The sequence below is a fragment of the Bacteroides sp. genome, assembly GCF_052357945.1.
In the GTDB taxonomy this organism is placed as follows: Bacteria; Bacteroidota; Bacteroidia; order Bacteroidales; family Bacteroidaceae; genus Bacteroides.
Window position 1 is genome coordinate 1 of record NZ_DAWCXD010000127.1, and the last position, 14094, is coordinate 14094.

13 protein-coding genes are annotated in these 14094 nt (G+C 37.7%); 9 read left to right on the plus strand and 4 right to left on the minus strand.

Features of this window, described 5'->3' with window-relative positions; all coding sequences use genetic code 11:
• Window positions 1-77: 77 nt before the first annotated feature.
• Complete coding sequence (locus ACT8YW_RS17935; RefSeq protein ID WP_005848295.1) at window positions 78-836, minus strand: SDR family oxidoreductase; 759 nt, start codon at window positions 834-836, stop codon at window positions 78-80.
• 4 nt (window positions 837-840) lie between these two features.
• Complete coding sequence (locus ACT8YW_RS17940; protein ID WP_005847415.1) at window positions 841-1659, minus strand: alpha/beta hydrolase; 819 nt, start codon at window positions 1657-1659, stop codon at window positions 841-843.
• 97 nt (window positions 1660-1756) lie between these two features.
• On the opposite strand from ACT8YW_RS17940, the gene ACT8YW_RS17945 reads away from it, so the two are divergent.
• Both ACT8YW_RS17945 and ACT8YW_RS17950 read left to right on the plus strand, forming a co-directional pair.
• Window positions 1757-3475 (plus strand): heavy metal translocating P-type ATPase, encoded by a 1719-nt coding sequence (locus ACT8YW_RS17945; protein WP_022508111.1) that lies wholly within the window; start codon window positions 1757-1759, stop codon window positions 3473-3475.
• A 13-nt stretch (window positions 3476-3488) separates the two neighbouring features.
• Complete coding sequence (locus tag ACT8YW_RS17950; RefSeq protein ID WP_016270139.1) at window positions 3489-3914, plus strand: Fur family transcriptional regulator; 426 nt, start codon at window positions 3489-3491, stop codon at window positions 3912-3914.
• A gap of 172 nt (window positions 3915-4086) precedes the next feature.
• On the opposite strand, the gene ACT8YW_RS17955 is transcribed toward ACT8YW_RS17950, so the two are convergent.
• Both ACT8YW_RS17955 and ACT8YW_RS17960 read right to left on the minus strand, forming a co-directional pair.
• Window positions 4087-5238: an acyltransferase family protein gene (locus ACT8YW_RS17955; protein WP_032952480.1), complete on the minus strand. Its 1152-nt coding sequence runs from the start codon at window positions 5236-5238 to the stop codon at window positions 4087-4089.
• Window positions 5239-5355: 117 nt separating this feature from the next.
• On the minus strand, window positions 5356-5919 hold the full coding sequence (locus tag ACT8YW_RS17960; protein ID WP_005848304.1) for a Crp/Fnr family transcriptional regulator: 564 nt from the start codon (window positions 5917-5919) through the stop codon (window positions 5356-5358).
• Window positions 5920-6447: 528 nt separating this feature from the next.
• Here ACT8YW_RS17960 and ACT8YW_RS17965 point away from each other — a divergent pair.
• From ACT8YW_RS17965 to ACT8YW_RS17995, 7 genes are all read left to right on the plus strand, one after another.
• Window positions 6448-6882, plus strand: a complete 435-nt coding sequence (locus ACT8YW_RS17965; RefSeq protein ID WP_005847403.1) for a hypothetical protein — start codon at window positions 6448-6450, stop codon at window positions 6880-6882.
• A gap of 168 nt (window positions 6883-7050) precedes the next feature.
• Entirely contained in the window at window positions 7051-7494 is a 444-nt protein-coding gene (locus ACT8YW_RS17970; protein ID WP_032952481.1) for a PH domain-containing protein, read from the plus strand.
• A 1052-nt stretch (window positions 7495-8546) separates the two neighbouring features.
• The gene (locus ACT8YW_RS17975) at window positions 8547-8882 is read left to right on the plus strand and encodes a helix-turn-helix domain-containing protein (RefSeq protein WP_005847397.1); all 336 of its coding nucleotides are present in this window, start codon (window positions 8547-8549) and stop codon (window positions 8880-8882) included.
• Window positions 8875-10947, plus strand: a complete 2073-nt coding sequence (locus tag ACT8YW_RS17980; protein WP_100263258.1) for a toprim domain-containing protein — start codon at window positions 8875-8877, stop codon at window positions 10945-10947. Before ACT8YW_RS17975 ends, ACT8YW_RS17980 begins: the two co-directional genes overlap by 8 nt.
• Window positions 10944-11363: a helix-turn-helix domain-containing protein gene (locus tag ACT8YW_RS17985; protein WP_005847393.1), complete on the plus strand. Its 420-nt coding sequence runs from the start codon at window positions 10944-10946 to the stop codon at window positions 11361-11363. The genes ACT8YW_RS17980 and ACT8YW_RS17985 overlap by 4 nt, the downstream gene beginning before the upstream one ends.
• A gap of 241 nt (window positions 11364-11604) precedes the next feature.
• A complete protein-coding gene (locus ACT8YW_RS17990) occupies window positions 11605-12942 on the plus strand; it encodes an AAA family ATPase (RefSeq protein ID WP_005847390.1) in 1338 nt (445 codons plus the stop codon).
• A gap of 8 nt (window positions 12943-12950) precedes the next feature.
• The gene (locus ACT8YW_RS17995) at window positions 12951-13772 is read left to right on the plus strand and encodes a hypothetical protein (protein WP_005847388.1); all 822 of its coding nucleotides are present in this window, start codon (window positions 12951-12953) and stop codon (window positions 13770-13772) included.
• The last annotated feature ends 322 nt before the right edge of the window (window positions 13773-14094 follow it).

The following is a 14094-nucleotide window of genomic DNA, read 5'->3' on the forward strand; positions in this document are numbered from 1 at the left end:
CCTATCATCTTCATATGCCATCTTATTTTTTAGAGACATTTACTGAATATCCCTATTTATATCTCTGTCCACCTCTTTTATTTACGTGAAACAATTGTCCCTGTAGCTTGATTAGTAGGCATAACCAACATTTCTGCAATCTGCATATATTCCGGTACGGAAGCTGCAAAATAAACCGTTTCCGCAATATCATCTCCCGTCAATGGACGAATGCCTTTATATACATTATCCGCCTTTTCCTTATCTCCCCGGAAACGAACAACTGAAAAATTTGTTTCCACCAGCCCCGGTTTGATATTAGTCACTCTCAATGGAGTATCAACTAAATCTATACGCAGTCCATCCGATAAAGCTTTCACAGCAGCCTTTGTAGCACAATACACACTACCTCCCGGATAAGCAGCATCTCCGGCAATAGAACCAATATTAATAATATGTCCTCGTTTACGTTCCACCATTCCCGGTACGATCAGGCGTGTCATTGCCAGCAAAGCCTTAATATTAGTATCTATGACAATATCCCACTCATCCAGACTGCCTTCCTGTTCTTTATCCGTACCGATAACCAACCCAGCATTATTCACCAATATATCAATGGATTGCCATTCCTTGGGCAATGATTCCAAAGCAGACGTTGCCGCTTTACGGTCGCGCACGTCAAAAGGAAGCAAATATATTTTCGCACCATATTGCTTTTCTAATTCTTCTTTCAATGCACTCAGTTTATTTACGTTACGGGCATTTAAAATCAAACTTGCTCCCTGTGAAGCAAACTTGCGAGCGCATCCGGCACCGATACCGCTGGAAGCTCCTGTGATAAAAACAATCTTATCCATTTTATTATTTCGATTTATTAAAGAACTTACTGAAAAATAGTATTTGATAGTCTATGGCATTATTCCAATACCTGCCTGTATGCCCACCCGGACGGATGATAAAGTCATGATTTATTTTCTTCTTCAACAGTTTTTCGTGTACAGCCTTATTCACTTCCAGAAAAAAATCATCACAACCGCAATCTATTATAACAGCCAAATCACCATTCTTTATCTTATCCAACTGATTAATTACCGTATGTTCGTCCCATCTCTGCTTGTTGCTCGCTTCTTCACCTAATTGCTTCTTCATCTCCCAATTATTGGGAAACGGACGGATATCTAAACCTCCACTCATACTACCTCCTCCTCCAAAGACATCTTTATGACGGATGGATAACCATAAACTTCCATGACCACCCATACTTAACCCGGTGACAGCACGTCCCCCTCTCTCCGCTTTCGTAGTAAAATTCTTATCAATATAGTTCACCAATTCTTTTGACACGAATGTTTCATAACGGTACTCCTTGTTCAAAGGGCTGTCCCAATACCAACTGTTCTTCCCGTCCGGACAAACAAAAATGATTCCTTCCTTATCAGCTATCCGAGGTAATTCCGGTTTTATCCCGAGCCATGTTCCCGCATTGCCCCCATATCCGTGAAGCAGATAAAGTACGGGACATTTTTCACCTGCCATGGCTTTATCCGGACAGATGGTAATTACCTGAACCTCTTTATTCATTGCATCGCTATGTACCGACAAAGTATCCACCTTAGCTGCCTGCATTCCTACAGACAAACACCAGCTTCCTATCAAAAAAGCCCAATATCGTTTTTTCATGTATATAAAAAATTACCCGATGTAAAGGTACAATATAATTTGCAATTTAGTTGCATCTTCTTTCCGCTATCTTTGTTGTCATAAATAAAAAGAAACAATGAAAAAAATAAAATTAGAATCAGTTTTCAATGAATTCACTTTAATGGGAATAGCTGTATCAGGAGCATTCTATCTAGGAGAATACTGGGAAGGTATTGCCGTTATTCTGTTCTATCTCATAGGTGAATGGTTCCAACACAAAGCTGTACACAAAGCACGCAGCGACATCAAAGCATTATTGGATGTACGTCCCGAAACAGCCACTGTAATATATAACAACACATATAAAATAACAGTACCGGAAAAAGTACAGCCAGGAGAAACCATTGAAGTAAAAGTTGGAGAAAAAGTACCTCTAGACGGATTTTTGCTGGAAGATTCCGCTTCATTTAATACGGCCGCCCTAACCGGAGAAAGTGTTCCCCGGACTCTATATAAACAAGAAGAAGTTTTAGCAGGAATGATCGCTTCAGATAAGGTGGTACGAATCAAAGTAAACAAACCGTATGATCAAAGTACGTTAGCACGTATCCTCACTTTAGTACAAGATGCAGCAGAAAGAAAAGCCCCTGCCGAATTATTTATCCGCCGTTTTGCACGAATTTATACACCGATAGTGACAGGACTGGCGATACTAGTTGTCATACTCCCCTATTTATACTCTCTGATAAAACCTGAATTCATTTTTGTTTTTGATGATTGGTTCTATCGGGCTTTAGTATTCCTAGTCATATCATGTCCTTGCGCATTAGTGGTCAGCATTCCATTAGGATACTTTGGAGGTATTGGTGCCGCATCTCACAAAGGGATTCTTTTCAAAGGGGGTAATTATCTAGATGCCATAACCCAAATAAACACCGTAGTATTCGATAAAACCGGAACACTCACCCAAGGTGTATTCAGTGTCCAGGCAATATCGGCAGCCGAAGGTGTTTCGCAAAAAGAACTGCTTCAACTTATCGCCTCTATAGAGAGTTTCAGCAATCATCCTATCGCAAAAGCCATTGTCAAATATGCAGAAGAACAAAGTATATCCCTTAACTCGTCACTGAAAATAACCGAATTTGCCGGATATGGAATAAAAGCCGTAACAAACGGTAAAGAAGTATATGTAGGAAATGCACGGTTATTATCAAAATACGGCATCTCTTTTCCCTATGAAATCAGCGACATGACAGAAACAATCGTGTTATGTGCAATGGAAAACAAATATTTGGGATATCTTTCATTGGCGGATACACCAAAACCAGATGCTGTACAAGCCATCCGCGAACTGAAAGACTTAAATATTAATAATATTCAAATATTATCGGGAGACAAACAGACAATTGTTTCTAATTTAGCCGAAAAGATAGGTGTCACACAGGCTTTCGGCGATTTACTACCCGAAGGTAAGGTAGCACATTTAGAACAATTAAAAGCAAATTCTGAAAATCGTGTAGCTTTTGTAGGAGACGGTATCAATGATACTCCCGTACTGGCACTCAGCGATGTTGGGATTGCCATGGGTGGCCTAGGATGTGACGCTGCTATAGAAACTGCGGATGTAGTGATACAAACAGACCAACCCAGTAAAGTGGCGGAAGCTATAAAAATAGGGAAACAGACCCATCGCATCGTATGGCAAAATATATCAATGGCATTCGGAGTGAAATTGTTAGTATTGCTATTGGGAGCCGGCGGAATGGCCACTATGTGGGAAGCCATATTTGCAGATGTAGGCGTAGCTTTACTCGCCATTTTTAATGCAATGAGAATACAGAAATGGAAAGAATAAAATGATTTGACCTATGAATGAAACAATCTATTTAAAAAAACTGGAACAGCGGGAAATCAAACCGACAGCCATACGTCTGCTTATTCTAAAAACCATGATGCAGCACAAAGAAGCATTTTCACTGTTGGATTTGGAAAACGAATTGGATACGGTAGACAAATCAACCATCTACCGCACCATAACCCTTTTTTTAGCCCATCATCTGATTCATGGCATTGATGACGGTACAGGATCGTTAAAATATGCAGTTTGCAGCAATGATTGCAATTGTGAGGTAGACGACCTCCACACTCACTTCTACTGTGAGAACTGTCACCGCACGTTTTGTATGAAAAGTATCCACGTGCCCATCGTGACACTACCTCCCGGATTCACCGTACAAAGTATCAATTATGTCCTGAAAGGTCTATGTTCGGAATGCTCTCATCAGCATGTGTAACTATTGCCAGAAAAGGAAATCACCCCCAAAGCCCAGTTGATATAATCCAATGCAGGCATCCGAATTTACTGATCGGATGCCATTCATCTAATTGTCTGTTATTCAAAGCTGTAATATTTTCTTATATAGTATCCGCCCTTTTAATGAACATCAATCAAGAAATACAGTATTTTTATTGGGGAGCAAGAAACTTCTTAGTCAGCCATTTTCTTACAGGCTCATCATACAGTTTCAGACACAGGCAAGCCAAAATGACACTCAAAACAAAAACACCCACAGCTACATACCAAGTTTCTCCCAATGTATAAAGTTTATTCTCAATCAACCATGCGTAGAACAAATACATCAACGGATAATGTACTACATAAACCGGATAGGATATATCTCCCAAGAACTTGCATATCTTTGTAGACTGCTTATCCGTAGTAGTACCCGACGCCCCCAGCCACACAAGAAAAGGAAAAACCACAATTACACAAAAAGCTTCATAAATACCATTCATGCAAATAGGCTCCAATCCTTCCAGATAAGGAACCGAGAACAGCGCAATCAGTATAATAGTACATATCCAAAACGCCCCATTCACCTTCATAGGCTTGAAGTTACGCGACATCAACATACCCAATGAAAATGGGAAAAGCATACGCAAAGTTCCACCTAAGAAATTCACTCCGTCGAGTGTCCATCCCACTCCCATATTCCCATAACCAGACACATTGAAAACAGCGAATGACGCTAATGCCATACCCAGCATCACAACCAGCACAGCCAATGCTTTATTAGATAACCGACGAATGAACAACGCATAAAGAATATTACCTATATACTCAAAAAACAGGGACCAGCAAGGTCCGTTCAACGGAAACATCTCACCATTACCACGAACTTCATATCCCACACCCGGCATGGCAGGAATAAAGAATATTGTACAAAGTAAAGACAACATAATCATGGAAATAGCGACATGCGTTCCATCCCATTGCACACAACCCTGAATACAGAACGTAATAGCTCCCAAAACAGCACCCATAATTACCATCGGATGAAGACGGATCAAACGGCGTTTGAAAAAGTCTTTCATAGTGAAATTCTTCCCCCAACGGTCATCATACGCATAACCGATAACAAACCCCGAAAGAATAAAAAAGAAATCCACAGCAAGATATCCGTGGTTGAGAGTTTCGATATTGCCGGCACTAGCAAAAGCAAAACCTTCAAATACATGATACCATATTACTATAAGAGCAGCAACTCCTCTCAATCCATCAAGAAGATCATAATGAGGCTTTGTATCAGTAAATGCTGCAGAAGAGATTTTTTCCATAATAAATTAATAGATTTAATAATTGATTCTTTTTAATTGTTACTAATAATGCTGCAAAGTTACACAACTTAAAGGCTTTTAAATTTGTCCTATGACAAAAAATCAGCAATACATAAATTATTTCTTAGCTCGGAGACGACTAAGTGTGGGAAGTGTTATACCCAAATAAGATGCAATATACCTTAACTTCACCCGTTGGCATATCTGAGGAAACTGTTGTTTAAACTCCTCATATCTTTCCTTTGCTGGCAAAGTCAGCCGTTCTTTGTGAGAACGATGCAAACGCCTGTACTCATTTTGATGAATAATCCTCCCCCAATTAGCCAATTCAATATTAGTCTGAAACAGTCTGGTTAAATCAGCTAATGATATTTTGTAAACAACTACATCTTCAAGCGTTTCCACAAATTCCTCGCTCGGCTTATTATAGTACAACTCGTCCATACTGAAAACAATACCTCCTTCCCATGAAAAGGAGGTTGTTATTTCTTCTCCATTTACAAGCCAGAAAGAACGTGTCATTCCTTTTTCTATGAAATAAGCTGATTTACAAAATGTATTCTCCTTTATTAACTGATATTTCTTAGGGAAACGACATAAAATCATACATTTTTTCAGTTCTTGTATCGTATCTTCAGAAACCGGACACAAAGAGAGCATATTATCTATAATGTTTGTCATAAAACCGTAGTCCATTAAAATACATATAAACACACCCGATATAAACACGGGATATACCTTTTTTTTCTTTTCAGCCAAAAGTACAAATATATATTGGAAAACGACATCATTTTTCCAAATAATCGGAGTTTCCAAGACCACTCCATACAAGAATGTCCATATACCTCTTTTATTTATTACTTTTTGTTCAAATTACAAAGATAAAGCATTAAAATGCCAACCAGACTTTTAAAACATCCCATCGCTTAATGCACCACTCTAAAAGAATTTCAATAGCCTCCAAATCACTTTTCATATAATCTATCAGAAATTTCATACCAAGAAAACCCCAAAGAAATACCAAAGAATTGAACATTTTTTATGAAAAACAGCCCTTGACAGATTAGCGGATGCAGGCTATTTTTGCATTTTAACAATTATAACCCTTAAAACAAAAAACATTTACTTTGCAGTATGAAGTATTTATTATCGGAAGAATAAATTCTTAATTAATAATCTGCTACTGCTTTAACCAACAAGTCCAATCACATGAAAAAAATTATAACATTACTTTTAATATTGTTGTTTGCCACAAAAAGCACTTTCTCCCAATCGCCAAACAATATAGAGAAGTTCGTCGTAGTCAGTGTAAATGATAAAGATAGTATTTTAAACAAAATAAAAATGTCTGCTCCCCAATTCTACAACATCGGAAAAGGTAAACGTATAGAGGTCAAAGTATGCAATGAAGACAGCATACAAATAAGAAGAGTACGCTGTCTTTTATATTATTCCAACTCCGGCAAGAAAGAATGTATAGGAAAAATATGGATTTCTCCTCTTATTGGCTACGAAACCTGCTATTTTTGCATGAACGTGGATATCCCCCTAACAAAAGATGAATGGCATAAACTAACTTTCCGAATAAAGAGAGGAAAAAATTATAAGGATTACAAATTCTTGAAACAGCAAGTACAAGAATAAAACATTTGATAATAAGAGAGAGATTGACAAGAATAAGAACAAGTAAGAATTGTTTTTATTTTAAGTTTCAGCCTTAAAATAAATCTAGATTTATTTCATACCATTCTGATTATTTGTATATTTGTCTCTTGATAATAAAATTATGCAATTTATTAATTTACAAAAACGATGAGCTATATCCAAAACAATCTACAAGCTGGTGAAGAAATTAAATACAAAGCAGATATTCACTGGTATATATTTGCATATCCGGTAATACTACTATTATTAAGCGCCTTCTTTTCTTCCGCACAAACCGGATTATTCTATTATGTCAGCATACTTCTATTGTTGTCAGGATTATTCCAATTGATAAAAAGAATTCTTCTTAAAATGGGAGCTGAATATGTTGTCACAAACAAGAAAGTCATTCTAAAATCCGGTATTTTAAACCGGGATGCCCTTGAATTGGTTTTAAACAAATGCGAAGGAATACGGATTAATCAAAGCCTCATGGGACGTATGCTCGGTTTTGGTTCTATTGTAGTTACTACGGGCGGGGTCACCAACAAATTTGACTTTATCACCAATCCTATAAAGTTCAGAAACGAAATCAATGCACAAATTCAATAAGAATAAGTGAAAAGCATTTAAAGAAATACAAAGAGAACGGGTATAAACACGCTTTTGCACATACATCCATACAAGGCTATACCTACGTACGTACGAGCTTATGCGTATGTATATGTAAAATGCCTCAGTCCAGAATAAAATTCCATATCAAAGACAAGGGCGTTTTAAAAAAAGATCAAGAGCTTTTTAAAAAAGATAACCGCCTTTTTTTAAAAGAACAAGAGCTTTTTTTAAAATGTCTTGTTCTTTTTTACCGCTGCCGCGAATCCGTAAGCTATCATTTCGTGGAAGTTTCCTCTTTCATGCGCATTTCTTACGAGGAAAAGGCTTGAAAACGCCCTACTTTATACCAGGCAGGAACTGTCTATAAAAAAGAATATATGGCTGACAGCAAGCATATTATGTGAAAATCAACTTCAAAACGTAGTGAGGGCATGAGAGTATAAGTGAGAGCATTTTTTTTACCATTATCATATAAGTCATTCATAATAAACCCATTATACATACAGTGAGGGCATGAGGGTATAAATACCCCGAACTTTCTAATGAAAAAATATGCTTATTTTTGCTATGCACCAAAAACAAAAATCCGCCGTAAAGTATTAATTTACAGGGGATTTTCTTTGTTTTGTAATTCTTTCCAGCGGAGAGGGAGGGTTCTGAACCTCTTCTCTTTATTTCCGTATATATCAGCTTATTAGCTTTCATTATTTTGCTTCCTGTAACGAATTTGTAACGACCTAAACTTTTGTCCTAATGACCACTTTTGTCCGCTATTCGTCTACCATAGCTTTCGGGTTCAAAAGTATGGAAAATATGAACATCTTCCAAATGTTTGATTATTAATTATCTATTTTTTATATTCCAATGCAAGGTGCGAGCCTATATATATGAATAGGCTTGCACCTTGCACCGGACTTTATCTTGCACCCGACTCCATCCCACTCATTTCCAATCGTCATGTAAAAAAAGTTATGCCAAGTTGGTAACAAGTTGGCAAATGCCCCGATTTAATTCGATGAACTTTGTGCCAAACTTTAAAAGATAAGTGTATGGACGTAATAACAATGGAGGCGACTGCCTATAAAGAACTAATCCGCAAAATAGAAAAGATTGCAGACTATGTATTCAAAAAAGAGAGTAAACCAAACGAGGAGGAAGAGATATGGTTGGATAATCAAGAAGTTGCCAACTTGCTACGTATAAGTACCAAGACACTGCAACGATTAAGAAAAGAAAATCTAATCAGCTATTCCATGTTACGAGGAAGATGCAGATACAAATTATCAGAAATAGAAAGAGGACTAAATGAGAAAATAATCGTTTGTGATCCACATACGCTGGATGAGTTCCGTAGAAACTTCTTATTCAATGGGAACTATGAATAAAGATGATATTCTGCGATTGACAGATAGAGGAATGGCTATATTCAAGCACTACCTCCCTACCCCATTTCGTGTAGGACGTAATTTCCTTAATCCGCTTTATGAGGATAAGCACGCTTCCTGTAACATCTATTATGAGCGAAGAAGTGATACTTATAAAATGAAGGACTTTGGTAATGACGACTATTCAGGCGACTGTTTCGCATTCGTGGGAAAATTGAATGGACTAGATTGTAAAGATTCTAAAGACTTCATTCAGATAATGAAAATAATCGATCGTGACCTGCATTTGGGATTATCATCGGGAAATTATATTGAAACGAAGACTATTACTCCCATCAGTCCTGCTGTCACGGCAGCAACATCGCCATCCAAAGTGAAAAAGGCAAGACCTTATACGTTGGCGCAAAAGAGCTTTACGGCTGCGGAACTTGCCTTCTGGGGAAAAAGCGGCATCACGCAAGAGGTACTGAGATTATTCCGGGTGGTTTCACTGAAGAAGTTCAGCAGCGAGAATAACGAAGGGAAACCGTTCAGCATTGCGGCGACGGATAAAGAACCGGTGTTCGGATATACTGCAAAGCAATATGTGAAGGTGTACCGCCCGCACTCGGAGATGCGCTTTTTATATGCCGGGGATTTTGGGGAGAATTATTGCTTCGGGTTGGAGCAGTTGCCTGCTAAGGGGGATTTACTCTTTATTACGGGTAGTGAGAAGGACGTGATGAGCCTGACGGTTCACGGGTTCCATGCTATCTGCTTCAATTCGGAAACGGTGACTATTCCCGTGGGAATTATTCATAGGCTCTCTTTCCGGTTCAAACATATTGTACTGCTCTATGATGTGGACAAAGCGGGGCTGGACAGTTCGGCAAAACAAGAACTGGCGTTGAAGAACTACGGGGTGAAACGATTGTTGCTGCCATTGGCGGGAACGAAGGTGGAAAAGGATATTTCGGACTTTTTCCGTTTGGGAAATAGCCGGGAGGATTTGATTAAACTATTTCTGGATTATCTGGATACAATATACAGCGAAACTATGTCTGCTCTAAAATCTTGTGAGGTGGATTTTAATAATCCGCCACCTGTGGCACAAATGGTTGTGTCGGTGAATGATGTGCCATTAGGCACGCAAGGGAATATCCTCTGTATTACCGGTGGTGAGGGAACCGGTAAAAGTAATTATGTGACGGCGTTAATAGCCGGTGCCATCGGACAATCCGAAAAGAACAAGGATAAGGCGATGGACACGTTGGGGGTGTCGGTCAGTGAAAACAGCAAGCGGAAGGCGATTCTGTTCTATGATACGGAACAGTCGGAGGTGCAGACGTACAAGAACATTACAAACCTTTTAAAGCGTTGCGGACGGGAATCAATGCCGGAATACCTGAAAGCGTATTGCCTGACGGGAATGAGCCGGAAAGAACGCTTGCAGGCGATTATCCAAAGCATGGATAAGTTTCATTATCAGTTCCGGGGGATTCACATGGTGGTGATCGACGGGATTGCGGACTTGATAAAGGGTGCGAATGATGAAACGGAAAGTATTGCCGTGGTGGAGGAATTGTATCGGCTGGCGGGGATTTACAATACTTGTATCGTTACTATCCTGCATTTTATTCCTTCGGGGCTGAAATTGCGGGGGCATTTGGGCAGTGAGTTGCAACGAAAGGCGGCGGCTATCCTCTCGATAGAGAAAGATACTGATCCGTCGGTGTCGGTGGTGAAGGCGCTGAAAGTGCGCGACGGCAGTCCGTTGGATGTGCCTATCATGCAGTTTGCATGGGATAAAGATGTCAGGATGCACGTGTATCTGGGGGAAAAGCCGAAAGAGGAAAAGGAGAAGCGGAAAGAGGATGAACTCGTGGCAGTGGCACGGGATATTTTCGGACGGCAGGACTTTATTACTTATGTGGATTTGGCAGAACAAATTCAAGCGATACTGGACGTAAAGGAACGTACAGCGAAAAGTTATATCAAGTTCATGCGGGAGAAGGAAATCATACTGAAAGACCCGTCAAACCAAAGTTATTATATCATCGGAAATTTAAAACAGGCGAGCTTATGATACCATTGGATAAAGAAACATTCGAGGCGTATATGGAACGGTTGCTCGAACAAGTGGAAAAGGTCGTAGGCGCACTGGACAAGAAGAATAAGAAGCCGCAAAATTACCTGAATGGTGAACGGCTGTACGATAATCAGGATGTTTGTCTGTTGCTGAACATCAGCAAACGAACACTACAACGGTACAGAGACAACGGGCTGAAGTATTACACGATCTTGCATAAAACGTACTATCGTGAAAAGGATTTGCACGAGTTTATTCGTCGGTATTTTGACGGGGAGAATGTAGAAAAAGGCAAAACGAAGGAATGTAACGGAGATGAACGTATAGAGGGTGGCATGTTGTCCGATGATAAGGATGAACCTATGGAAGAAGATAAGCCGGTGGATGAAGGTAAACTCACAGAAGATGCTTAGAGAGTTATAATTTCCATATAGAAAATTCTGCCGATACCCTGACGTTATGTGCATATCCCGTACTATAGTGATGAAAGGATAAGATTCACATGTAAACTTGTGTATATAGTAGTTACAATGTTTTGGAGAAAAGGAATTTAGAGTCTAAATTTGCAAACAATAATCAGATTATGAAGTTTTATATTAGAAAATCACTAACTTTGTGAATATTATATCCATAGACAGAAAAAAAGAAAATAATATGATACTTAAAAAAATAACAATTGAAAATTTCCGTTGCTTTAAAAACTATGAGGTTGATTTAACACCAGGAATTACTGTTTTTATTGGTAAAAATGGCGCAGGAAAAACTTCTCTACTAAATGCCATTCGTTATGGATTAAGTGTCTTTTTTTCCAATGATAGCACAATGGGAGATGATTTACTTATATCAGGTAATCCCGATTTAAAAGTCATTTCAACATTAGCTACAGATTTTTATCGAGCCCAAAATGCGGATTTACCAGCAGTTGATTTAACAATCAACATGGAAGCTGAATTTAATGATATACCTTTGAATTGGGAATACTATAAGCGTTCTACATCAGGTGCTTCGTTATTCGTTTCCAAGTATCAACAAGCATATCGTACACTTATGGCAGAATATCATAATAGCGACCAACTTCCACTGTTTGTTTTCTATTCTGATTCATTTCCACATATAGATACAAGAACCAGCGATTTTGCAAAAAAAGCTATTAAGGAACAAGGATATATTATCAGGAATTTTGCTTATTACAAATGGAATTCAGAAGTATCATGTACATCTATCTGGCAAAATAGATTCATTAATTCCATGCTAAAACAAATTTCCCTTAATGATAGTGACCCGTTAAATTCTAAGGAAGTAGAATATATAAAAAATAAATTGCGCACTTTTTCTGAACCTATCAATTCTGCGTTAGAAGAAAAGGATGATTTTGAAATAAAAGATTTCTTTCCGGTTGTAGATGATAAGACGCTATCATTATATCTGCGATTAAAAAATGAACGGGACGTTATCTTTGATAATTTACCTGCTGGATATAAAAGACTATACTCCATTGCTTTTGATTTGGCTTATAGATTATATATTTTACGGAAAACAAACGAGGAAGACCCAAAAGGTATTGCCATAATTGATGAAATAGACCTCCATTTACATCCTTCTTTGGAACAAGAAGTGTTAGCTCGTCTGAAAAAAACATTTCCAAGTATTCAATTTATTGTATCTACACATTCTCCAATGGTACTCTCCAATCTTAAAGTCAAAGATACGGGAAATATGATTTATAGAATGCAGGCAGACGAAGATACACCAAATGCATTGCCTAATTTATATGGCGTGGATTATTCTGCTGCTGTTTATGATTTTATGGGAACTCCTTATGCAGACAATGAGGTTAAAGAAGAAATAGAAGCCATCTTAAGGCTTTCAAGAAGAGGTAAGCCGGAATTAGTAGAAAAAAGGAAAGAAGAACTTAAATCTATGGTTTCGGAGGAACAATACATAAATATTATCTCTAAAATAAACTCTCAACTGGCAGAGGACAAATACTAATAAAGAATATGCAATTTATCAATAAATTCAAATATAAGAGGAAAGGACACCGAATTATCAAGGCTTTCATTAAAGATAAGTGGAACAATGATATTCAAAGATATGTAAATTTAAACTACAACGAACTTAAAAGAATTAAAGCGTTTAAGTATTTACTGCTCAAAGAACAACAAGGATTTTGTTGTTATTGCATGAGAAAAATTCCTTTTAATGAGGTGACTTTAGAACATGTAATGCCACATCATTTAGAGGACAAAAAGCGTAAGGAAGAGGTAAAATATTACAGTAAGTTTGGACGATTAAAAAGGGGGAAAATATATTATTGCCCAGATAAAGAGATTCCCATATCTCCCAAACTACATACTCCTCCCTATCCCCATTGCATTGCACATGAAAATTTAGTTGCTTCTTGTCAAGGAAAGGTCTTTGAAGGTGGAGAAAAATATATACTACATAAATGCTGCAATAACTTTAGGGGAAATGATAAAATTGTTCCACTATTTTTCATTCCGAGAGCAGCAGAGATTGTACGATATGAAATTGATGGTACATTAACTTATTTTGAAAAATACGAGTCAACCATCAGCTCTCTAAATTTAATGCATTCAACCTTGATTTTCATGAGGAAGATATGGGCAAAGATTGTTATAAATAATATTAGTTTAAATCAGGTAAATAAGGCTTTGACTGATAATGATATTAGAATTAACATCATTGATGATATTGATATTGACATTTCTGAAAGAAAGAATCTAAGGATTGACTTATATTGGAAATTATTGATCGAGTACCATTGGTTTTATAATTACTTTCAGAGAATGATAGCATAATTCAATTATAAACAATCGGATAAAATAACCGCCATCACTTTGGACATGAAGTATGGCGGTTGTTTTTTAGAATCTAAATCATTTTTGGGGTTCTGCAAGAACAGACACCTCATAGTTACGACTATATTATTTTATCTATAATATTTTTTTTATTAACTTTGTGCATTAACCTTTTGAATATAGAATATGACAGGACAAGAAGAATATCCTCGTTTCATTTCTAACAGACCATGCGGAAATGATAAATACGAAGGGAAATCACAAGAGCTGTAGATACTAATTGAAAAGTGCGCCAATATTCCAGTTGAAAATTGCGCCACCA

What these genes read in the sequence shown, in the direction of transcription:
- ACT8YW_RS17970 (WP_032952481.1), top strand. Translation starts at nt 7,051, where the DNA reads ATGAGCTATATCCAAAACAATCTACAAGCTGGTGAAGAAATTAAATAC.
- ACT8YW_RS17985 (WP_005847393.1), top strand. Translation starts at nt 10,944, where the DNA reads ATGATACCATTGGATAAAGAAACATTCGAGGCGTATATGGAACGGTTG.
- ACT8YW_RS17980 (WP_100263258.1), top strand. Translation starts at nt 8,875, where the DNA reads ATGAATAAAGATGATATTCTGCGATTGACAGATAGAGGAATGGCTATA.
- ACT8YW_RS17975 (WP_005847397.1), top strand. Translation starts at nt 8,547, where the DNA reads ATGGACGTAATAACAATGGAGGCGACTGCCTATAAAGAACTAATCCGC.
- ACT8YW_RS17945 (WP_022508111.1), top strand. Translation starts at nt 1,757, where the DNA reads ATGAAAAAAATAAAATTAGAATCAGTTTTCAATGAATTCACTTTAATG.
- ACT8YW_RS17990 (WP_005847390.1), top strand. Translation starts at nt 11,605, where the DNA reads ATGATACTTAAAAAAATAACAATTGAAAATTTCCGTTGCTTTAAAAAC.
- ACT8YW_RS17955 (WP_032952480.1), bottom strand. Translation starts at nt 5,238, where the DNA reads ATGGAAAAAATCTCTTCTGCAGCATTTACTGATACAAAGCCTCATTAT.
- ACT8YW_RS17935 (WP_005848295.1), bottom strand. Translation starts at nt 836, where the DNA reads ATGGATAAGATTGTTTTTATCACAGGAGCTTCCAGCGGTATCGGTGCC.
- ACT8YW_RS17995 (WP_005847388.1), top strand. Translation starts at nt 12,951, where the DNA reads ATGCAATTTATCAATAAATTCAAATATAAGAGGAAAGGACACCGAATT.
- ACT8YW_RS17950 (WP_016270139.1), top strand. Translation starts at nt 3,489, where the DNA reads ATGAATGAAACAATCTATTTAAAAAAACTGGAACAGCGGGAAATCAAA.
- ACT8YW_RS17965 (WP_005847403.1), top strand. Translation starts at nt 6,448, where the DNA reads ATGAAAAAAATTATAACATTACTTTTAATATTGTTGTTTGCCACAAAA.
- ACT8YW_RS17960 (WP_005848304.1), bottom strand. Translation starts at nt 5,919, where the DNA reads ATGACAAACATTATAGATAATATGCTCTCTTTGTGTCCGGTTTCTGAA.
- ACT8YW_RS17940 (WP_005847415.1), bottom strand. Translation starts at nt 1,659, where the DNA reads ATGAAAAAACGATATTGGGCTTTTTTGATAGGAAGCTGGTGTTTGTCT.